The 20,765-nt window shown below is 65.6% G+C and carries 22 protein-coding genes and 1 pseudogene; 11 read left to right on the top strand and 12 right to left on the bottom strand.

The features are described 5' to 3' along the window. From sod to BM167_RS07655, 4 genes and pseudogenes are all read right to left on the bottom strand, one after another. Positions 1-346 (bottom strand): annotated as a pseudogene (gene sod / locus BM167_RS07640) (superoxide dismutase [Mn]); the annotation flags it as partial. Positions 347-523: 177 nt separating this feature from the next. Beyond that, positions 524-1,150, bottom strand: a complete 627-nt coding sequence (locus tag BM167_RS07645; RefSeq protein WP_092891180.1) for a superoxide dismutase — start codon at positions 1,148-1,150, stop codon at positions 524-526. 103 nt (positions 1,151-1,253) lie between these two features. Further along, positions 1,254-1,877, bottom strand: a complete 624-nt coding sequence (locus BM167_RS07650) for a DJ-1/PfpI family protein (RefSeq protein WP_092891182.1) — start codon at positions 1,875-1,877, stop codon at positions 1,254-1,256. A 37-nt stretch (positions 1,878-1,914) separates the two neighbouring features. Then, positions 1,915-3,309: a cryptochrome/photolyase family protein gene (locus BM167_RS07655; RefSeq protein WP_092891184.1), complete on the bottom strand. Its 1,395-nt coding sequence runs from the start codon at positions 3,307-3,309 to the stop codon at positions 1,915-1,917. A 242-nt stretch (positions 3,310-3,551) separates the two neighbouring features. Between BM167_RS07655 and BM167_RS07660 the strand changes: the two genes are divergently transcribed. Further along, the gene (locus tag BM167_RS07660; RefSeq protein WP_245781331.1) at positions 3,552-4,442 is read left to right on the top strand and encodes a DUF8054 domain-containing protein; all 891 of its coding nucleotides are present in this window, start codon (positions 3,552-3,554) and stop codon (positions 4,440-4,442) included. Positions 4,443-4,449: 7 nt separating this feature from the next. On the opposite strand, the gene BM167_RS07665 is transcribed toward BM167_RS07660, so the two are convergent. Together BM167_RS07665 and folP are read right to left on the bottom strand one after the other, a co-directional pair. Then, a complete protein-coding gene (locus BM167_RS07665) occupies positions 4,450-5,133 on the bottom strand; it encodes a 6-hydroxymethylpterin diphosphokinase MptE-like protein (protein ID WP_092891186.1) in 684 nt (227 codons plus the stop codon). A gap of 209 nt (positions 5,134-5,342) precedes the next feature. Next, a complete protein-coding gene (gene folP / locus BM167_RS07670; protein ID WP_092891188.1) occupies positions 5,343-6,485 on the bottom strand; it encodes a dihydropteroate synthase in 1,143 nt (380 codons plus the stop codon). A 95-nt stretch (positions 6,486-6,580) separates the two neighbouring features. Between folP and BM167_RS07675 the strand changes: the two genes are divergently transcribed. Both BM167_RS07675 and BM167_RS07680 read left to right on the top strand, forming a co-directional pair. Next, a complete protein-coding gene (locus BM167_RS07675; protein WP_092891190.1) occupies positions 6,581-7,189 on the top strand; it encodes a DUF8114 family protein in 609 nt (202 codons plus the stop codon). Further along, the gene (locus tag BM167_RS07680; protein WP_092891192.1) at positions 7,190-8,023 is read left to right on the top strand and encodes an RNA methyltransferase; all 834 of its coding nucleotides are present in this window, start codon (positions 7,190-7,192) and stop codon (positions 8,021-8,023) included. It begins immediately after the preceding gene. Between the two features lie 38 nt (positions 8,024-8,061). On the opposite strand, the gene BM167_RS07685 is transcribed toward BM167_RS07680, so the two are convergent. Further along, entirely contained in the window at positions 8,062-8,520 is a 459-nt protein-coding gene (locus BM167_RS07685; RefSeq protein WP_092891197.1) for a MaoC family dehydratase, read from the bottom strand. Between the two features lie 160 nt (positions 8,521-8,680). On the opposite strand from BM167_RS07685, the gene BM167_RS07690 reads away from it, so the two are divergent. Continuing rightward, complete coding sequence (locus BM167_RS07690) at positions 8,681-9,610, top strand: M48 family metallopeptidase (RefSeq protein ID WP_092891199.1); 930 nt, start codon at positions 8,681-8,683, stop codon at positions 9,608-9,610. A gap of 90 nt (positions 9,611-9,700) precedes the next feature. Continuing rightward, a complete protein-coding gene (locus BM167_RS07695; protein WP_092891201.1) occupies positions 9,701-9,943 on the top strand; it encodes a DUF2249 domain-containing protein in 243 nt (80 codons plus the stop codon). Positions 9,944-9,980: 37 nt separating this feature from the next. On the opposite strand, the gene gatE is transcribed toward BM167_RS07695, so the two are convergent. The 3 genes from gatE to BM167_RS07705 form a co-directional block, all read right to left on the bottom strand. Continuing rightward, positions 9,981-11,849 (bottom strand): Glu-tRNA(Gln) amidotransferase subunit GatE, encoded by a 1,869-nt coding sequence (gene gatE, locus BM167_RS07700; protein WP_092891203.1) that lies wholly within the window; start codon positions 11,847-11,849, stop codon positions 9,981-9,983. Between the two features lie 133 nt (positions 11,850-11,982). Then, a complete protein-coding gene (locus tag BM167_RS18405; RefSeq protein ID WP_177213314.1) occupies positions 11,983-12,147 on the bottom strand; it encodes an HVO_2901 family zinc finger protein in 165 nt (54 codons plus the stop codon). 157 nt (positions 12,148-12,304) lie between these two features. After that, a complete protein-coding gene (locus BM167_RS07705) occupies positions 12,305-13,714 on the bottom strand; it encodes a class II fumarate hydratase (RefSeq protein WP_092891205.1) in 1,410 nt (469 codons plus the stop codon). 324 nt (positions 13,715-14,038) lie between these two features. Between BM167_RS07705 and BM167_RS07710 the strand changes: the two genes are divergently transcribed. The 4 genes from BM167_RS07710 to BM167_RS07725 are packed head-to-tail and all read left to right on the top strand — an operon-like array spanning position 14,039 to position 18,515. After that, positions 14,039-15,415 carry an ABC transporter substrate-binding protein gene (locus BM167_RS07710; RefSeq protein WP_092891207.1) on the top strand — a complete coding sequence of 459 codons (1,377 nt, stop codon included), beginning with the start codon at positions 14,039-14,041 and terminating at the stop codon, positions 15,413-15,415. A gap of 12 nt (positions 15,416-15,427) precedes the next feature. After that, positions 15,428-16,435 (top strand): carbohydrate ABC transporter permease, encoded by a 1,008-nt coding sequence (locus tag BM167_RS07715; protein ID WP_092891209.1) that lies wholly within the window; start codon positions 15,428-15,430, stop codon positions 16,433-16,435. Next, positions 16,432-17,328, top strand: a complete 897-nt coding sequence (locus BM167_RS07720) for a carbohydrate ABC transporter permease (RefSeq protein WP_092891211.1) — start codon at positions 16,432-16,434, stop codon at positions 17,326-17,328. The genes BM167_RS07715 and BM167_RS07720 overlap by 4 nt, the downstream gene beginning before the upstream one ends. Further along, positions 17,328-18,515, top strand: a complete 1,188-nt coding sequence (locus BM167_RS07725; protein WP_092891213.1) for an ABC transporter ATP-binding protein — start codon at positions 17,328-17,330, stop codon at positions 18,513-18,515. Before BM167_RS07720 ends, BM167_RS07725 begins: the two co-directional genes overlap by 1 nt. Here the strand turns inward: BM167_RS07725 and BM167_RS07730 are convergent, their stop codons facing one another. Continuing rightward, a complete protein-coding gene (locus BM167_RS07730; RefSeq protein WP_092891215.1) occupies positions 18,516-18,776 on the bottom strand; it encodes a BolA family protein in 261 nt (86 codons plus the stop codon). Between the two features lie 84 nt (positions 18,777-18,860). Here BM167_RS07730 and BM167_RS18410 point away from each other — a divergent pair, with 84 nt between their 5' ends. Next, positions 18,861-19,316 (top strand): DUF7988 family protein, encoded by a 456-nt coding sequence (locus BM167_RS18410; RefSeq protein ID WP_177213315.1) that lies wholly within the window; start codon positions 18,861-18,863, stop codon positions 19,314-19,316. Positions 19,317-19,325: 9 nt separating this feature from the next. On the opposite strand, the gene BM167_RS07740 is transcribed toward BM167_RS18410, so the two are convergent. Then, positions 19,326-19,649 (bottom strand): ribbon-helix-helix protein, encoded by a 324-nt coding sequence (locus BM167_RS07740; protein ID WP_092891217.1) that lies wholly within the window; start codon positions 19,647-19,649, stop codon positions 19,326-19,328. Between the two features lie 123 nt (positions 19,650-19,772). On the opposite strand from BM167_RS07740, the gene BM167_RS07745 reads away from it, so the two are divergent. Further along, the gene (locus BM167_RS07745) at positions 19,773-20,765 is read left to right on the top strand and encodes an HhH-GPD family protein (RefSeq protein ID WP_092893007.1); all 993 of its coding nucleotides are present in this window, start codon (positions 19,773-19,775) and stop codon (positions 20,763-20,765) included.

Genomic DNA, 20,765 nt, shown 5'->3' on the forward strand with positions numbered 1-20,765 from the left:
CGGCGGCCTCGAACTCGCCCTTCCACGCCTCGTAAGAGCCGAAGTCCTCTTCGATTCGGTCCGCGAGTGCGCCCTCGGGTTCGTCGCCGCCTTCCGGCGACATCGAGTTCCAAAACAGGTCGTGGAGGATGTGTCCGGACCCGTTGTGGGTGACGTTTCGGATGGCGCCGGGCGACGAGGAGAAGTCGCCGTCCTCGCGGTTGGATTCGAGGGTTTCCTCGGCGGAGTTCCAGCCGTTGACGTAGCCCTGATGGTGAGTGTCGTGGTGCCACGTCAGAACCTGTTCGGAGACGTGCGGTTCGAGTGCGTCGTAGTCGTACGGGAGCGGGTCGAGTTCGTAGCTCATGATAATACCTCGTGATACTGTACGTTGACAGATCGGATAAAGTTTGAGAAGTCATACGGTAACACCGACCAAGGAGTCGGCGGAGTCATCGCCGAGAGGTACACCTCGCGTCGGCCGATGGAGTGCCGTCGGAACGGGTGGCCGTTCTAACCGGAAAAAAGCGAGGAGCGTCGGGTCTCAGTGGGTGTGTTGACCGACGACGTCGGCGCTCTGCGCCTGTTCGTACCGTTGCGCCACGTCCTCCCAGTCGACGACGTCCCAGAAACTGTCGACGTACTCGCCGCGGTTGTTCTCGTACTGGAGGTAGTACGCGTGCTCCCAGACGTCGAGGACGAGAATCGGCGTCGAACCGGACACCTGCTGGTTCTGGTGGTTCTCGTTGGCGACGACCATCAGTTGGTCGGCGGCGTGGTCGTACACCAACTGCCCCCACCCGGACCCCTCGACGCCCTTCGAAGCCGCCGCGAAGTCCGATTTGAACTGCTCGAATCCGCCGAACTGTTCGTCGAGGGCGTCGGCGAGTTCGCCCTCGGGTTCGCCGCCGCCGTCGGGACTCATGTTCTCCCAGAAGACGGTGTGGTTCACGTGCCCCGAGAGGTTGAACGCGAGGTTCCGCTTTACGCTCTTTACGTTCCCCATGTCTCCGCTCTCGCGCATCTGTTCGAGTTGCTCCAGCGCGGAGTTCGCACCGTCGACGTATCCCTGGTGGTGTTTGTCGTGGTGCAGTTCCATGATTCGCTCGTCGATAACCGGTTCGAGCGCGTCGTAGTCGTACGGGAGGTCCGGAAGTTCGTAGGTGGACATAGTGCTTCGAACGAATCCACGGCAGGCGTCCGGTTAAATGTTAGCCAAATTATACTTTCGGGGCACTTTCACCGCCGAAAAACAGTCGCGGTCTCCCGTCTGTTCAGTCGATATCGACCGCCGCCGACGCCGCCTCGCGGCGGTCGTACTCTATTTCGCGTGCCACGTCCGCGGCGATATCTCGCCCGAACTCGCGTTCGACGAGGTGGAGTGCCAGGTCAATGCCGGAGGTGACGCCGCCGGCGGTGAGGACGTCGCCGTCGTCTACGAACCGGGCGTCTCGCACGTCGGCACCGGCGTCTTCGAGGTCCGAAATCGCCGAGTGGTGAGTGACCGCCGGACGGCCGTCGAGGAGGCCCGCGCGGGCAAGGAGCATCCCGCCGGTACAGACGCCGGCGACGGTCATCCCGAACTCCGAGAACGCCGCGAGCGCTCCCGGGATATCCCCCTTTTTCGCCTCCATCCCCGCACCCGGCTTCGCGGCGTCGCTCCACCCGCCGCCTGGAACGACGATAAGGTCCGTCGATACCGACGCCTCGGGGTCCAGTTGGCCGTCGACGACCACCTCCATCCCGTGATTCGCGGTGACCGTCGTTCGGTCGTCGAGCGTCACGAGTCGCGCGTCGCAGTCCGCACCGAACCCGGCGGCCGTCCGAAACACCTCGTAAGGCCCGACAGCGTCCAGTTCGTCGAATCCGTCGTAGAGGAGGATGGCAACGTGGTACACGGTATCCAGTCGGTCCCGGTGCGTAAATCCGTTCGGCCTAGTCGCCGCGCGCCGCCTCGAACATCGCAATCGCGTCCTCGCGCCGTTCCGCGTGGTCCACTATCGGGTCCGGGTACCCCTCGGATAACTCCGCTCGCCGGGTCGGCGACAGTTCGTGCCACCGGTGGATATCCGCCGCGGGCACGTCGCGGAGTTCCGGCACGTACCGCCGGATGTACTCGGCGTCCGGGTCGTAGCGTTCGCCCTGTGTCATCGGGTTGAAAATCCGGAAGTACGGTTGGGCGTCCGTCCCGGTGGAGGCGGCCCACTGCCACCCGCCGGTGTCGTTCGCCGTGTCGTGGTCCACCAACCGGTCGCGGAAGTGCGCGTACCCCTCGCGCCAATCGAGAAGCAGGTCTTTCGTCAGAAACGAGGCGACGATCATCCGAACGCGGTTGTGCACGAACGCTTCCGCCTTCAGTTGCCGCATCCCGGCGTCCACGATGGGATAGCCCGTCTGACCCTCCTTCCACGCGCGAAGGGCCTCCGGGTCGTCGCGCCACTCGATGGCGTTCTCGTACTCCTTGTAGTTCTCCGCGACGACGTTCGGGTTGTACCGGAGGACGTGCGAGTAGAACTCCCGCCACGCCAACTGCGACTGAAACTCCCCGACGGACTCGTCTCTCTCGCCCGCGGCGGACGCTCTCGCCTCCGCGGTGGCCTCGTACACCTCTCGAATCCCGATGGTTCCGAACTTCAGGTCCGGAGAAAGGCCCGAGGTGGCGTCTCGCGCCGGATACTCTCGTCCCTCGGCGTACCGGTATATCGGGTCGTCGCAGAACTCCGCGAGGCGGCGTCTGGCGGCGTCCGTCCCCGCCTCCGGCACGTCGGCGTCGGGTCTCTCGAACCCGAGGTCCGAACACGTCGGAATCGGGTCACCCGACACCGAGGCCAACGCGTCCGACTCGGGCGCGGCGACCGGCGCGGGTTTCTCCCTGTCGCGCCACTTCTTCCAGAAGTACGAGTACACCGAGTAGGGGTCGCCCGCGTTGGTCGTTATCGACCCCGGTTCGTGGAAGATGGCGTCGTGAAACGACTCGCTCCGGACGCCCGCCTCGTCGAGGGCGCGCCGAACCGCGGCGTCGCGTTCTCTCGCGAGTCCGGAGTAATCCTCGTTCCAGACGACGCGGTCGATACCGTGCTCCGCGGCCAGTTCCGGGAGGACCGTCCGCGGGTCACCGCGTCGGACGACGAGGTCCGACCCCCGCTCTCGATACCACGCCCGCAGTTCGTCGAGTGCGTCCACGAGAAACTGCACGCGCGAAGCCCCGGCGTGGTCGAGAACCGCGTCGTCGAACACGAACACGGGGACCACGTCTCCCTCCGCCGCGGCCGCAGAGAGGCCGCGGTTGTCCGCCGCCCGCACGTCGCGGCGGTGCCAGTGGAGTTGCATACGCCCTCTCACGAGTCGGATCCCGTTAACGTCTCTGCCACACGCCCCTCGGTCGGGAGTACCCTCGGCTATCAGTCAGGTTGGGAGAACTTTACCGCCCGATAGTGGACGATTAGACGGCAGTCTCTCGGTTCCGGGGGCCGTTAAGAATCGGTAGGAATGGCCAAAAAACGGGAGACGTATCAGTGAAACTGAGTATGCGGCGCATACCTATCGGTGGAAAACGCTACGGTGGAGACGTAGTGCACAGAACTATCGACGGTGTGACGCGTCGCGCCGCGTCTCTGTTCGGGTCGCTTCGGTCGAGAGCGGCCGCGATGGGGCGTCGAAAAGACCCTCGCGTGGTCGTCCTCTCGATGGCGGCGTTCGCCGTCGTCGCGGGCGTCGGCGTCGGGACGATAGCCCAGTGGCCGCTTGCGGGCGTCGTCCTCTCGTTCGTGCTCGTCGGTACGCTTTCGGTCGTCTACACCGCCCCCGACGCGCCCGAATCCACGCGCGACGACCTGCGGGCGTTCTCCGCGGCGTTCCGCCGACCGGGCCGTCGGTGGAGCGACGGCGATTCCGCCTCGACGGACGACTCCCGCACGGCAGAACGGCGTCTCGAAGAGGCCGGACTGCTCGTCGAGGAAGACGGGCTTCCGCGCGTCGAACGCGACTTCGAGTCCGCGTGGCGGCGTCGAATCGTCTCTATGGACGGCCGCGAGGGAGACGCCGCGGCCCTCGCGTCTCTCATGCAGGTGTCCGAAGCGGAGGTGACGGTGGAGTGGGAGCCCGAAGCGTCGTCGCTCGTCGCCACCGTTCGCGGGGAACGCGCGGGCAACTGGCCGTCTCGGGCGGCGTTCGTCGCCGACGTGACCGCAGTCGCCGAGTTCCGGTCGGCGTTCCCGGAGTGGTGGTCGCTCTCTCCGGCGATGCGGACGCGCGTTCTCTCTGCGCTCAGACTCTGTCTCGATTGGTGTCCCGTCTGCGACGGGTCACTCTCGGTCGGGAAGCGACGGCGAAACGAGTTCGACGCGACGACGGTCCTCGCGGCGAGATGCGAGGCGTGCGGCGCGGACCTGTTCTCGGCCGAACTCGACGACGAACGCCTCCCTCCCCCGGCCGTTCCCGTCGATGCGGACGGAGAGCGCTGACGCCGAGTCAACCGAGAGAGACCGGGTCCACGTCCGCCCGCCGTCCGTCGAGGACGCCGAACCGTTCTCCGCGCAGACGCTCCAACAGGTGGAGCAGACGCTCCGCCCAGCGGAGTTTCCGCGCCTTCGCCTCCGTCACCGTCGGGTCGTCGAACTCCCACCCCGCAAAGAGGAGTCGGTCCGCACCGAACGCGTCCGCCGCGAACGCGGCGCGGTCACCGTCGGTGAACCCGCCGAAGTTGTAGACGGCGGCGACGGGCGCCGCTTGGGTCGTCGCGAGGACGTGGTCCGAGTCGTATCTCGGGACCCACTCGCGCACCGCCGAAACGTTGTCGCCGTGGGCGTGTGCCGCGACGGGCGTTCCCTCCCGCGTCAACTCCCGCGCCGTCTCGGGGTTTTTGTCTAAATCCGTCACCATCAGGTCCACGTCGAACCCGGCGTCTCGGACCGCGTCGGCGGCCGTCGACGCGGCGAACACCCGGTCGGCCTCGCCGACGCGTTCGAGTTCCGCCGGAAGCGACGGCGCGGCACCGACGACTGCGACTGTGTCTCCGGTACAGTCGACTCTCTCGAAATCGAACGGCGTCGCGTACTCGGCGAGGACGTCCCTCGCGCGTTCGTCGCCCGCCCGCGGGTAGCCGAAGTCGGACAATATCGACTCGTACACCGGTTCCCACGCTTCGAAACGCACGGCTATCGCTCTCCGATAATAGTACGGTGTGGGCCGGAATGGCACCAAGTACCCCTACCCGTATGCCCTTCCGGCGTCCAGTAGTCCGTTTTACAGTCGTCCGTCATAAGTTTTCTCTTAACTGAGTCCGCGAACGCCCGGAAACGCCCTTCGAGAGGCCGCTGGCACGATATGGACTAGCAAACGTCGGCCTCTTCGGTCTCATCCGTTCACTCCGTCTCCGAGACGACGGCGTCGAGTGCGGCACCGACGGCGTCGGAGGGGGACTCGACCGCCGCACGCGTCGCCTGCAGGGTGGTCGGCGTCCCGAACAGGAGGGTTCCGCTCGTCGTCCCGCGGACGAACGTCGCGCCGCCGTCGGACGCCGCCGCAGAGAGCGTCCGTTCGTCGTCCGGAGAGAGGCCGTCGATTTCGAAGACCCTGACGACGGTGTCTCCGGCCACGTCCGACTCGATTCCGAGGCGTTCGAGGTGCCGTTCGGTCTCTCGGGGCGTCGTCGCGTCGAGTTCCTCGACGGAAACGTCGTCTCTCGTGTGCACTCTGTCGCGGGCGAACGCCTCTCCGATGAGCGCCGCGTCGCGCGTCTCTCGGACGTCGTGGGTCCGAACCACGTGCGCGCCGCGTTCGACGGCCATCGACGTGGCCGCCAGAGACACCGGCAACGCCTCCTCGGTCGAACGCCCGGCGAACTCGCGGAGGAAGTTCTTCCGGTTGATGGAGACGAGAATCGGCTGTCCCAACCCGCGGAACTCCCGGAGACGACGAAACGTCTCTCTGTCGTGTTCGAGCGTCTTCGCTTCCGACCACCCGCCGAACGCCGGGTCGACGATGGTCTTGTCGGTGAGTCCGTTCCGCTTCAACGCCTCGTAGATGTCGTCTACCTCCTCGACCGCGCCCGGCCGTTCGAGGTCAGGGGGACTCGCCATCTTCGCGACGGCGGCGTCGTGCTCCGCACAGACCCGCGGCATCTCCGGGTCGGCGAAGCCGCAGACGTCGTTGACCATGTCGAACCCCCGCGAGAGGGCCGCCTCCGCGACTTCGTGATACCGCGTCTCGATGGAGAAGACGGCGTCGCCGGAGACGGACGCTATCGCGTCGAGGGCCGTCTCCAGTCTGTCGAGTTCCTCGTCGGCCGACAGCACCTCGAACCGCTTGTTCGCCGATTCGAGTCCCACGTCGACGATATCCGCGCCCTCGTCTACGAGTTCGGTATCGACGTACTCGGCGGCGTCGCCGGCGTCGTCGAACACGCTGGGCTCGTACGGCGACTCCTCGGAGACGTTCAGGACGCCCATGATGCGGGGCGGATGGTCGTCGCCGATACCGAGTCCGGCCGCGTCCACGGTTTGCATGTCCCGAGAGAAGGACGGCGGTCACATAGTCCGCACGGTACGGGTAGACCGCCGAGTCACGCTCTTTTTATCCGCCCGTCGGCTACCTTCGACTCATGGCGAAGGTCAGTATCGGACTCCGCGGGTGGCGCTTCGAGGAGTCCGAGGTGTTCACAGACGACGAGGAGTTCAAACCGCTCGACGAGGTGCCCGACGACGCGAGGCGACGGCTCATCCGACTCAGCTATCTCGTCGGGAAACCGTGCGACGCCTGCTATCTCGTCCACGGCGAGGCGGAGAAACGCCGCTGTAATCAGGCGGCCATCGTCTACGGCGAACCGATGGAGGAGGTGCTTCTCTGCGACGACCACGAAGCGGACTTTCTCTACTGGTACCGCGAGGCGGGCGGCAGCGAGTTCCGCGGACGAGAGGAGTTCCGCGACGAGTTCCACGAGTGGTTCGCCGCGGGCGGCCGCGCCCCCGACGGGTACGGCGGACTCGAACACGTCGAGACGGACCCGAGCGAACTCCCGTCGCCGCCGGACCCCGACGAACTGAACGCCCGTCTCAACGAGAACTACGGCGGGAAGCGAAAGCGCATCGACCTCAAGGCGGGGACCGTCACGCACGACGAACCCGGCGGAGAGGCGAAGGACGGAGACGATGCCGCCTCGGAGATAGACGACTCCGACATCGACTTCGACAGAGAGTACCCCACGAAGTAGATGCCTCCGCGAACACAGAAACCGGTCGTCGTCATCGTCGACCCGAAGACGCCCGGTAACGTCGGCACTATCGCCCGCGCGATGAAGAACTTCGGTCTGACTGACCTCAAACTCGTGAATCCGCCGGAGATGGGCCGCGACAGCGAGGCGTACGGCTTCGCCGGACACGCCCGCGAAGACGTCCTCCCGAACGCAGAAGAGGTAACCTTCGAGGAGATAGTCGAGAACTACCACACCGTCGGCACCACCGCGATAACGAACGAAGACAGCAGAAAGCACGTCCGCTTCCCGTTCAAGACGCCTCTCGAAGTTCGAGAGAGCCTCGAAACCGTCGAGACGAAGACCGCACTCGTCTTCGGGCGGGAGGGAAAGGGCCTGAACAACGAGGAACTCGCCCGACTGGACGAGGTGTGTTCCATCCCGGCGAGTTCCGAGTACCCCGTGTTGAACCTCGGTCAGGCCGCGACGGTGCTTTTCTACGAACTGCGAACGCTCACCGTCGAGGAGACGCAACTCCCCGACGTGGAGCGCGAACGCGCCGACGAGGCGGACGTAGACCGCTTCTACGACTTCTTCTCTCAGTTCCTCGACTCCGTCGAACACCGCGACCACAAGCGCCCGAAGACGATGCGGATGATGCGCCGCCTCCTCGGACGCGCCCACCCGACCGAACGCGAGGTACACACCCTCATCGGCATCTTCCGGCGTGCGAACCGCTATCTGGGCGAACGCGCCTACAGCGCCGACGCCGACGCCGATGCCGACTCGGACGCGGACGCGAAGGCGGACGCCGACGCCGACGCGCAGGTCGAACCGCGTCCGGACGACGACTGACCGCCGCGCCCCCGACGCCTCGCGCCGCCGCCTCGGACTCAGTTCTCGCCCTCGCCGCCCTCGCGCCGCGCGAACATCGTCAACGCCACCATCGAACAGACTTCCTCGCCGTCCCCGTTCGCGGTCGTTATCCGCACGCGGACGAGTCCCCGACGCTCCGTCTCCGGCGTCGTCTCGAGTATCTCGGTCCGGACCGACAGCGTCTCGCCGGGTCGAACGGGCCGTCGCCACCGGAGTTCGTCGACGCCTTTCGCACCGAGCGCCGCCGTCTCCGAGAGGAACTCGTCGACCAACATCCGCATCGTCATCGCGGTGGTGTGCCACCCGCTCGCGATGATGCCGCCGTACATCGACTCGGCTTCGGCCCGTTCGGGGTCGGTGTGGAACCACTGGGGGTCGTAGCTCTCCGCGAACTCGCGTATCTCCGCCTCCGTCACGTCGTAACTTCCGAACTCCGCCTCGTCGCCGACGGAGAAATCCTCGAAGAACGTCGTCATTGGACGCACGTCGTCCGCCGCCGCCAAGTACGTACGGGTGCGGGGAACCACCCGACGGGCGCGCAATCGAGCGACTACGCGGCCTCTCGGTAACCGTTTTGCGCGTCGCACCCCAACGAACGGTATGGCCTCTCGTCCACCCCGACGACACCGCCCGCTGATGCTTCTGGTGGGCGTCTCGGTTCTGGCGTTCTACTCGCTTCTGTCGTACGGGAGTTACGTCCTGTTGGTGACGCTGTGGCGGTTGCGCCCCGACCCGGTGACGGCGGGACTCGTCGTCGGCGCGACGACGGTTCTCTTCGGGTACGCGAGTTTCCGCGTCGGCACGCGCCGCCTGCTGTCGCGCCTCGACGCGCGCGAACTCCCCCGGACGGAGTATCCGGGCGTCTACGGCATCTTGGACGGCCTCGCGGCGGAGATGGACCTCGACGCGCCCCGGATATTGGTGACGCGGCTCTCCGTCCCGAACGCGATGGCACTCGACACCGCCGGCCGCGACGCCGTCGTCCTCGACGCCTCGCTGTTTCGACTCCTCGACCGCGAGGAGTTCGCGGGACTGTTGGCGCACGAACTCGCGCACTTAGAGAGCAAAGACAGCCTCGTACAGACCCTCGCGTTCACGGCGCTTCAGACCGCGGTGGGGTTCGTCTCGCTTCTCGTCGCGCCGCCCGTCTTTCTCGTGACCGGCCTCGCCCTCGCGGCGGCGTGGGTCCGCGGCGACCCCGCGTCGTGGCCGCGGACGCTCCCCGGTAGAGTTCGGGCGCGCATAGAGGCGGCTGTCTCCGCCCTCATGCTCGGTATCACGCTTCTCGCGCGTGCGCACTCGCGACGCCGGGAGTTCGCCGCAGACGACAGGGCCGCCGAAGTGACCGGCCGACCGGTGGCTCTCGCCCGCGCGCTTCGGAAGATAGAGCGCACGGCCGACCCGCAGTTCGGCCTGCTCTCTCCGCTCTGGGTGTACGGCGAAGTCGAGTCCGAAGAGGAACGCGCGCTCTCGGACCTGTTCTCGACGCACCCCCGGACCGAAGACAGGGTCGAACGACTCCGCTCGCGCGCCGACTCCGGCCGAACCGAGATACGGGTCCGATAGGAGACAAAAGTTCCCGGCCCGTCCCTCGTCCCCGAGGCGGCGAACACTATCGGGAGAACACCCAATGGCATTCTCGACGGACGGTCACGTATGTCCGATGCAACCGACGCCGCCGACGCGGCCCGACGAACCCTCGACGCGCGCGAGATAGCGGGCGAACCGTTCTCGGAAATCACCGCCGCCCTCGACGAACTCGGCGACGACGAGACGCTTCTGCTCGTGAACAGCTTCGAACCCGAACCGCTGTACGCCGTCCTCGAACGGCGGGGGTTCCGCCACGAGACGACGGACGTCGCACCCGACGAGTGGCACGTCGAAATCACGCGCGCCTGAACGCCGCCGGGAGGCGCGGGTCCGACGACGCCGCGCCTCAGGCGCGCTTTTGAATCTCCTCGCGGAGCACGTCGCTGACGATTTCGCCGTCGGCCCGGCCGCGGAGCGCACCCATCGCTTCGCCCATGAGCGCGGAGAACGCGCCCATCCCCTCTTCTTTCACCTGCCCTTCGTTTCGCTCGACGACGTCGGAGACGGCGTCGCGAACCTCGTCCTCGGAGACGCCGGAGAGTCCGGCCTCCTCTACGGCCGCGTCCGCGGTGAGCGTCGGGTCCTCCGCGACGGTTTCGAGCACGTCGTTTACGCCCTCCTTTGCGAGTTCGTCGTCCTCGACGAGACGCATCACGTCGAGCAAGTGGTCCTCCGTGACGTTCTCGACGGGGACGTCGTCGCGGCGGAGTTCGGTCATGGTGGATTCGAGCAACCCGGCCGCGAACGTCGCGTCGATTCCCTCCGAAATCGCTCGCTCGAACAACGGCATCCGGCGGCCGTAGGCGACCTGTTCTGCCAGTCCCGGTCCGAGACCGAACTCCGACCGGTAGCGTTCGACCTTCTCGGTCAGGAGTTCCGGCGTCTCCACCTCCGAGGGGTCGAGTTCGACCGGCGGCACGTCCGTCTCGGGGTACATCCGCGCCGCGCCGGGAAGCGGGCGGAGATACCGCGTCGTGCCGTCCTCGTTCGCGCCGCGCGTCTCCTCGGGGACGCCGTCGAGGGCGGTCTCGGCGCGTTCCGCGACGGCCTCTATCGAGAGGTCGGCCGTCTCCGCATCCGCGGCGACGATGGCGACGGCGTCGTCGTCGCCCGCGCCCACGGCGTCTCGCAGTGCCGCGACTTCCTCGGCCGTGACGCCGTACGCCGGGAGTTCGTCCGTGTGGAAGATGCCGCCCGCGCCGTGACGTTTGGCGTGGTCGGACAGTTCCGTCCCGAGACGCCGGTCGGGTTGGACCTCCCGGCCGACGAGTCCGTCGAAGCCGAACAGGGGGACCGCCGTCACCTTCCCGCCGGAGTTCACCGCGCCGCCGACGACGCCGCTCTCTGTCTCTTCGAAGACGTCCGTCACGTCCGCCGTCTCGCCCACCGACGCGTCTCGCGCTCTGAGTTCGTCACGGATATCGAGGAGTTCGACCTGGCGGCCGACTTCGAGGCGGACGATTTCGTCTATCTGGTCTAACGCCTGTACGCCTTTGATTTCGACGCGTGCGCCCTCGGCGATGGAGACGTTCACGTCCTGTCGGATGGTCCCGAGTCCGCGCTTTACCGTCCCGGTAGAGCGAAGCAACATCCCGATGGTCTCGGCCGCCTCGCGGGCCTGTTCGGGCGAGGAGATGTCGGGTCGGGTGCCGATTTCGACGAGCGGAATGCCGAGGCGGTCGAGCGAGAAGACGACGCCCTCGTCGGTCTCTTCGACTCGCTGGGCGGACTCCTCTTCGAGCATCAGGTCCTCGACGCCGACCGGCCCGTCGCTCGTCGAAATCTCGCCGTCTTGGGCGACGAGCGCCGACCGCTGGAACCCGGAGGTGTTCGACCCGTCGATGACGAGTTTCCGCATCACGTGCGCTTGGTCTACGGCCTCCATGTCGAGAAGCGACGCGATTTGGAGGACGACGTCGCGCGCCTCGTCGTCGAGGCGGTGGGGCGGTTCCTCGTCTGCTTCGACCAGACAGGTCGTATCGTAGGCGAGATACTCGAACTCGCGGTCGACGCGACTCTCTTCGAGGGCGGCGTCGTCGAGTTCGCCCAGTTCGCTCTTCGTCGGGTGGAGAAACCGCGTGAACCGGCGCGTCGATGCCGACGGCTCTCGAATCTCGGTCGGACAGTTACAGAACAGTTTCGTCGCCGTGTCGAGTTGCTGGTGTATCTCCAACCCCGCGACGAGCCCCAAATCCTGGTAGTCGTACTCGCTCATTGGTGGCAACTGCGTGTGCGGGGAGTAAAAAAGGATTCAGTCCGCGACGCGAGTCGCCGCCGCGGTGTCGGCGAGAGCGGTTCGGCCGAGCGCGTTCGTCGTCGGCTCCCTCTCGTCGAGTCCGTCCGCCGTCTCAGAGCCGTCGTAGCCCCTGTCCGATACCCTTGCCCTCTTCGCACTCGGGACACCGGAAGTGCCACCCGTCGTCGGTCGCTCGCCCCTCGGGGAACGTGGCGCCGCAGCTTCGACATTCGAGCATATCTCGGCCCCGCTCTCGCTGATACTGAAGGCTCGGCATAAAATGAGATTCGTCTGACTAAACCTTGAAAATATCGGTTCCTTGCGCGCCGTGTGACTGCCTCACTCCCCGGAATATCCGGTCGCTACCCGACTTTCGGACGGGGCGCGGGCCGACGCCTCGCGTCGAGCGGAGTGTCGCCGTTCGGGCGTGCGATTCAGTCGTCGCCGAGGATGCCCCGGTGGGTCATCTTCTCGGGGTCGAGAACCTCGTCGGCCTCCGCTTCGGTGAGGTAGCCCTCGTCGACGGCGACTTCGCGGACCGTCTTGTCTTCTGCGAGCGCTTTCTTCGCGACCTTAGACGCCTTGTCGTAGCCGATGGCGGGGTTGAGCGCCGTCGCCAGCGCCATGCTCTGTTCGACCTGCGTCTCGCAGTGGTCTTCGTTCGCTTCCAGTTTCGCGACGAACCGTTCTGCGAACACCTCCGCGGAGTTCGAGAGCAGTTCCGCCGACTGAAGGAAGTTGTGCGCGAGGACGGGTTTGTAGAGGTTGAGGTCTATCTGCCCCTCCGCGGCCCCCGCGGCGACGGCGGCGTCGTTGCCGACGACCTGTTTGTGGACCTGATTGACCGCCTCGGCGACGACCGGATTTATCTTGCCGGGCATGATGGACGACCCCGGTTGGTTCTCGGGTTGCTCGATTTCGCCGAGACCGTTTCGCGGCCCGGAGGCGAGGAGGCGCAGGTCGTTCGCTATCTTGTTCAGCGAACCCGCGATAGTTCGAAGCGCACCGTGGGCCTCGCTCACGGCGTCGTGGGCCGCCTGCGCCTCGAAGTGGTCGTCGGCCTCGCGGAACTCGATGCCCGTCTCCTCGGAGATGTACTCTGCGGCCGTCGCGGGGAACTCGGGGTGGGTGTTCAGACCCGTTCCGACAGCGGTGCCGCCGAGTGCGAGTTCCGCGAGGTGCGGTTGGACGTTCTCTGCGCGTTCGATGCCTTTCTCGACCTGCGTCCGGTAGCCGCCGAACTCCTGTCCGAGGCGGACGGGCGTAGCGTCCTGCAGGTGCGTCCGACCGGTCTTGACGACGCCGTCGAACTCGTCTTCTTTCTCCGCGAGGGAGTCGCGTAGCGTCTCCAACGCGGGGACGAGGTCCTTGACGACGGCTTCGAGGGCGGCGACGTGCATCGCCGTCGGAATCACGTCGTTCGAGGACTGCCCGTAGTTGACGTGGTCGTTCGGGTGAACGGACCGGTCGCCGACTTCCTCGCCCATAATCTCGGCGGCGCGGTTGGCGATGACCTCGTTCGCGTTCATGTTCGAGGAGGTACCCGACCCCGTCTGGAAGACGTCGACCGGGAACTGGTCGTCGAGTTCGCCGGCGATGACTTCGTCCGCCGCCTCGACGACGGCGTCTGCGACGTCCTCCTCGACGAGTCCCAACTCTCGGTTCGCCTGCGCGGCGGACTTTTTCACCACGCCGAGTGCGCGGACGAACCGCCGTCCGAACGCGATTCCGGAGATGGGGAAGTTCTCCACCGCACGCTGAGTCTGTGCACCCCAGTACGCGTCCGCTGGCACTTCCATCTCGCCGAGGCTGTCCCGTTCGGTGCGATAGTCGTCGTCGCTCATATCCGGGGGCACGAAGGGCGGCCGCGTAAAACCCAACGATACGAATCTATCGCGGGAGTCGGACCGACGACGAACGCTCTCTTCACCGACTCCGACCCCCGACCGTCTGAACTATACGAGGGTTTATGATGTGTGGAAGCGAAACCCGACGAGACTCGCGGTATCCGAAACGACGCTGAATTCGGCGCGGAACCGGCGCTACTCCCCATATTTTCTGCCTCGTGATTCCGAATCTAAAAACTGACTCACAAATAAGTAAACTAGTAGAAATCTTTAAGTTAATCGTGTAGAATGGTAGAGTGAAACGCATACCGAGGAACGATTATGAAGGAAAATCAGGATGCGGACGGCGGGGTCTCCCGTCGGACGTACATCAAGCTGAGCGGTATCGTAGGGACCACAGGACTCGTTGCTGGCTGTTCCGGTGGCGGCGACGAGGGGTCGACGGCGACGGACTCCGGCGGCGAAAACACGGACGGAGGGACCGAGACGACGTCCGGCGGCGACGGCGGCGGCGACGGCGGAAACGCGCTCGAAATCGTCCACTGGTGGACCGCGGGCGGCGAACAGGACGCCCTCGACGCTCTCCTCGAAGGTTTCCAAGAGGAGTATCCGGACGCGAGCGTCAACAACAACCCCGCGCCGGGCGGCGCGGGCTCCGCACTCGACACGGTCATCAAGAACCGCGTCCTCAATCAGAACCCCCCGAGCACCTTCCAGATCTGGCCCGGAAAGGCGCTCACGGAGTACGTCGAGGGCGACGTGCTTCGAGACATCGGCGACTCGGTGTGGAACGAGGACATGCGCGGCGCGTACCGCGAGGGCGTCCAGAACCTCGCGCAACCGGGCGGTAGCTACGTCGCGGTACCCATCAACATCCACCGACTGAACAACCTCTTTTACAACACCGCCGTCCTCGACGAGGCGGGCGTCGATCCGTCGAGCATCTCCGACCCGGGAGCGCTCACGGACGCCCTCGAAACCATCTCCAGCGAGACGGATGCGGTGCCGATGGCTCACCAGACGCAGTCGCCGTGGTCGTCGGTTCAACTGTGGGAGAACATCTTCCTCGGTTACAACGGCGTCGACGCTTACACGTCGCTCGTCGAGGGGAACGTCTCCGACCACGAGGACGCCGTCAGAGAGTCGCTGCAGACGCTCAAAGACTACAGCGAGTACTACAACGGCGACGCGGGCTCTATCTCGTGGGACCAAGCCAACGGGAAAGTCGTCAACGGCGACGCCGCGTTCATCCACCAGGGCGACTGGGCCGCGGGTCAGTACCAGTCTGCCGACGGCTTCGAGTACGATTCGGACTGGAGCATGGTTCCGTTCCCCGGCACCGAGGGGATGTACTCCGTCGTGACGGACTCGTTCGTCTTCCCGAAGAACAACCCGTCGCCGGAGACGACGCGGAAGTTCCTCGAATACTGCGGCACCGTCGACGCCCAAGAGCGGTTCAACCCCATCAAGGGCTCTATCCCGCCGCGGACCGACGTGCCGACGGACCCGTTCGGTCCGTTCCTGCAGTCGCAGATAGAGGAGTTCAAAAACTCCGACAGCCAGCCGCCGACCATCGCGCACGGAACGGCGGTCACGCCGGAAGTCCACGGCAACATCGACGAAGTGTTCGCGAGCTTCAACGAACAGGGTAACGTCGACTCCGCGTACAGCGGCCTCGAAAACGCGTTCTCCGAATAGAGGGCGATCAGAATGTCCAACTCACTATTTCGACGACTCGTGAGCCGTCGGTGGGGGGACGACAGCGACGCGGACGGCGTGCGAACCGACGGCGGCACCGTGACGGACTCGCCCGCGACGGCGACGCAGTCGAGTCGGTCGTGGCGCGACAGCGAGTTCGTCCGGTCGCTTCCGTTCTGGCTCCCGCCGGCGCTTCTGATGGGACTGTTCGTCTACGGCGCCATCGGCTGGAACGCCATCATCTCGCTCACCGAGTGGGAGGGGTTCGGGTCACCCGACTACGGAAATCTCGACTTTTCGATGTACTCGCGGATGCTCGGAGACCCCTCGTTCGTGGCCGCCGCGCGCAACACCGTCGTGTTGCTCGTGGTGTTCACCGTCGCGTCCCTTCTCTTGGGCCTCCTCGTCGCCATCCTCGTCGACCGGGGGATACGGTTCGAGAACACGCTTCGAACCATCTATCTGCTCCCGATGAGCCTCTCTTTCGTCGTGACGGCGATATTCTGGGCGTGGATGTACAACCCCGAAATCGGGCTCGTCAACGTCTTCCTTCGCGGTATCGGCCTCGACTTTCTCACCACGGCGTGGATCAGTAATCCGCAGACCAAACTGGGTGCGGTCATCTTCGCGCTGATGTGGCAGTTCAGCGGCTACTGCATGGTCGTCTACCTCGCCGGTCTGCGGGCCATCCCGACGGACCAGTTCGAGGCGGCCCGCATCGACGGCGCGTCCACGATTCGGATGTACTGGCGCGTCATCATCCCGCAACTGCGGGCGTCGACGATGAGTGCCGCCGTCGTTCTGATGGTGTTCGCGCTGAAGGCGTTCGACTTCCTCTACGTCATGTTCGGCGACACGCCCGGCCCCTCGACGGACATCCTCGCGACGATGATGTTCAGACAGGCGTTCAGCTCCTCGAACTGGGCGTACGGCGCGGCGATAGCCACCGTCCTGTTCCTGTTGGCGTTGGTGGTCATCGGACCGTATCTGTACGTGCAGTACAAGCGAGGTGACCTATGAGCGTCCGCGACAGCGTTCGGTCGGTCGGTTCCTCGCGCGCGGCGTTGTACGCCGTCCTCGTCGCGATGGCGGCGTTCTACCTCGCGCCGTTGGAGAGCGGTCTCATGACCGCGATAAAGACGCAGGACGCGTTCTTCTCGACGACGCCGTTCGTCCCGCCACTCGGCGAGGGCTTCACCCTCGACCCGTGGTTCGAGGCGTGGAGCCGTCTCCAAGGACCGCTGACGAACTTCTCGGGCGCGATGTACAACAGCATGTTCGTCGCCGTCCCGGCGACGGTGCTGTCGGGGTTCATCGGGTCCGTCGCGGCGTACGGCCTCACGAACCTCAAGTGGCGCGGACAGGCCGGCGTGTTGATGCTGTTCGTCGCGGGGATGTTCGTCCCCTACCAGTCCGTGTTGGTTCCGCTGACTCGGTTCTGGAGCATCGTCGGACTCAGGGACATCCTCGCCGGAGTGCCGTTCCTCGGCAGTCGCGTCGGACTCCTCCAACTCATAGTCACCCACACGGCCTACGGGATTCCCATCTGTACCATCCTGTTTCGGTCGTACTACTCGGGGTTCGACGACTCGATGCTGGAGGCGGCGCGCATCGACGGCGCGACGTTCACGAGCATCTACCGTCGCATCATCTTCCCCCTGTCGAAGCCGATGTTCGCGGTGGTGCTCATCTACCAGTTCACGCAGGTGTGGAACGACTTCCTGTTCGCACTCGTGCTCGTATCGTCGCCGACCAACGAAGTCGCCACCATCGCCCTGAACAAACTGCAGGGGTCGATGGTCCAACAGTACAACGTCCAGATGGCCGCCGCGTTCGTCGCGGCGTTGCCGACGCTTCTGGTGTACGTCCTGTTCGGAGAACAGTTCGCAGAAGGAGTCGCAGGTAACACATAATGTCAGAACTCGTATTAGACGACGTCACGAAAGTGTTCGACGACGGCGGAGACGACATCGTCGCGGTGGACGAGGTGTCCATCGACATCGCGGACGGTGAGTTTCTCGTCCTCGTCGGCCCCTCGGGGTGTGGGAAGTCGACTACTCTCCGCATGATTGCGGGGTTAGAGACGGTTTCGAGCGGCGAGATTCGCCTCGACGGTGAGGTGGTCAACGCGAAACCGCCGCGGGACCGAGACATCGCGATGGTGTTCCAGTCGTACGCCCTCTACCCGCACATGACCGTCCGGCAGAACATGAGCTTCGGGCTGGAAGAATCGACGGAGAAGACCGACGACGAGATAGACTCGCTCGTCACCGAGACGGGCGAGATGCTCGGCATCTCGCCGCTTTTGGACCGAAAGCCCGGCGAACTCTCCGGCGGGCAACAACAGCGAGTCGCCCTCGGGCGCGCAATCGTCCGCGACCCGAAGGTGTTCTTGATGGACGAACCGCTCTCGAACCTCGACGCGAAACTCCGCTCGCAGATGCGGACCGAACTGCAGCGACTCCAAGAGAACCTCGACGTCACCACCGTCTACGTCACGCACGACCAGACGGAGGCGATGACGATGGGCGACCGAATCGCCATCCTCAACGACGGGGTGCTCCAACAGGTGGCGACACCGCTCGAAGCGTACCACCAACCCGCGAACCTGTTCGTCGCGGGCTTCATCGGCGAACCGTCGATGAACTTCTTCGAGACGGAGTTACAGGGCGACCGACTGACGTGCGACGCGTTCGAGTACCCCCTCTCCCAGGAGACGCTGGACGCAATCGGCGACGCGACGCGCGTCACGCTCGGAATCCGGCCCGAAGACGTGGCAATCGTCGATTCGGAGTCGGCGTCGGCCCGCCACGACTTCGACACCGTCGTGGACGTGGTCGAACCGATGGGTAACGAGAACAACGTCTACCTCTCCTTTGCGTCCGCCGACACCGGCGAGGGTACCACGGTGGGGAGCCAGATCGACTCGGACAACGTCAGCTTCGTCGCGACGATAGACGGGATGCGCTCTCTGGAGGGCGGCCGGTCCGTCGTCGCGCGCTTCCCCGAGTCGGCGGTTCACCTCTTCGACACGCAGAGCGGTCGCACGCTGAAGAACCGCTCTCTCGACGAACTCGAAGAGACCGAACCGCGGCTCTGATTACTCGCGTCCCTCGTACTCGTCGGGCGTGTACGTCTTCATCTCCAAGGCGTGGATGTCCGTCGTCATCGCGTCGCCGAGCGCGTCGTACACCATCTGGTGCTGTTGTACGAGCGACTTCCCTTCGAACGCCGGCGAGACGACGACGGCGGCGAAGTGCGCGTCCTCGTGTTCTTCGTCCGGCATCCGCGGTAACGTCACCGTCGCTTCGGCGTCCGCGATGCCCGCTTCGATGAGACGTTCGACTTCGGCGGTGTCCATGTCGGAACGGTGGGTCGCTCGCGGATAAAACCCTCCGGAGTCGCCGACCGCAGCCTTTTGTCGTCGCGACGAGACGGACCACCGATGTCCCCCGGCACCGACTCGGACGCGAACTCCGTTTCCGCCGCCGTCGCAGACTTCCTCCGCGAGGAACGGCCGACTCTGTTGGCCGCCGTCGCGGACGCCGCAGACGCCGTTGCAGACCGGCGTTCGGCGACCGATTCGACCGCCGACGGAGGCGACGTCGCGGACGAACTCGAACGCGAACTCCGGTCGCGAGGTGTCTTCGAAGCGTTCCCCGACGCACTGGCGGGATGCGTCGCCGCCGCGGGACGAACGCTCCGTGCGACGCCCGTGGCCGCGCCGCCGTACGTCGTCTCTACCTCCTCGGGGCCGGTCCTTCGGGCGACGCTCTCGGACGGTCGACTCGTCGTCACGCTACGCGTCTTCGAGGTAGAGAGAGGCGAGAGCGCTCCGCGGTACGTTCGGGTCGGCGGTGACGGGGTCGGCGTCGCCGTCTCCGTCGAGTTCGTCCGGTGAGGCCCGCGTCTACATCTGGTAGCGGCGTTCGTCGTCGCGTTGGGGGTACTGGTCCTGTCCGGTCATCTCGTCGTACGTCATCCCCGAGAGGTACTCGTCGTACGTCACGTCGTAGCCCTGCCGGAGGTGGAAGTCGAGCGTTCCCCTCTCGACGGTGGTCTGAAACAGGTGGTGGACCGCCCGTCGGACGAGTTCGTCGGGGTCGTCGGTGTCGAAGACGGCCGAGAGCATCGCCAGTTCGTGTCTCGTCTCGCGGTCGAACGATACCGCCGACTCCTCGTCGAGTTCGGCGTACGCGCTTTCTACGTCTTCCGTGAGTTCGTCGAGTCCCATGTCGCGGCCCGAGGGCCGGTTCCCGGATACCGTTTTCGCCTCGGTCCCGTCACGGGCCAGTCGAGGGGTTCGTCGCCCGGCGAATCGAGAGGGATAAACCGCGCCGTGCCCGACGAACCGACGATGACCGACGGCGACGAACGAAGTTCGTCGACCCACCGGACCGCGTCTGGTGACGTCGACGCGGACGCCCCCGCAGACGACGACGCGCCCGCCCTCCCGGACGAGGACGTGGACGCCGTCCGCGAGGCACTCGTCGGATGGTACGGGGAGAGCCACCGTGACTTCCCGTGGCGGCGGACGGACGACCCCTACGAGATTCTCGTCTCGGAGGTGATGAGCCAACAGACGCAACTGGGACGCGTCGTCGAGGCGTGGGAGGCGTTCGTAGACCGGTGGCCGACGGCCGCGGCCCTCGCGTCGGCCGACCGAAGCGACGTGGTCTCCTTTTGGACCGACCACTCTCTGGGGTACAACAACCGCGCGAAGTACCTCCACGAGGCCGCCGGACAGGTCCAAACCGAGTTCGACGGCGAGTTCCCGGAGACGCCCGCGGAACTGTCGGAACTCATGGGCGTCGGCCCCTACACCGCGAACGCCGTCGCCTCCTTCGCGTTCAACAACGGCGACGCGGTGGTAGATACGAACGTCAAGCGAGTTCTCTACCGCGCCTTCGACGTCCCCGACGACGACCGTACGTTCGAGCGAGTCGCCTCAAATCTCATGCCCGATGACGAATCGCGCGTCTGGAACAACGCCATCATGGAACTCGGCGGCGTCGCCTGCGGGAAGACACCCCGGTGCGACGAGGAAGGCTGTCCGTGGCGGCGGTGGTGTCGCGCCTACGAGACGGGAGATTTCACCGCGCCGGACGTTCCGACGCAACCCACGTTCGAAGGAAGCCGCCGGCAGTTCCGAGGGCGCATCGTTCGGACGCTCGGCGAGTACGACGAACTGACGGTAGACGAACTCGGACCGCGGATTCGAGTCGATTACGCGCCCGACGGCGAACACGGACGCGAGTGGCTCCGGGGACTGCTCTCCGACCTGGCCGACGACGGACTGGTCGACGTCGTCGAACGCGACGGAGAGAGCGCCGCGCGACTGCGCCGGTGA

It is taken from the genome of Halopelagius inordinatus (genome assembly GCF_900113245.1).
In the GTDB taxonomy this organism is placed as follows: domain Archaea; phylum Halobacteriota; class Halobacteria; order Halobacteriales; family Haloferacaceae; genus Halopelagius; species Halopelagius inordinatus.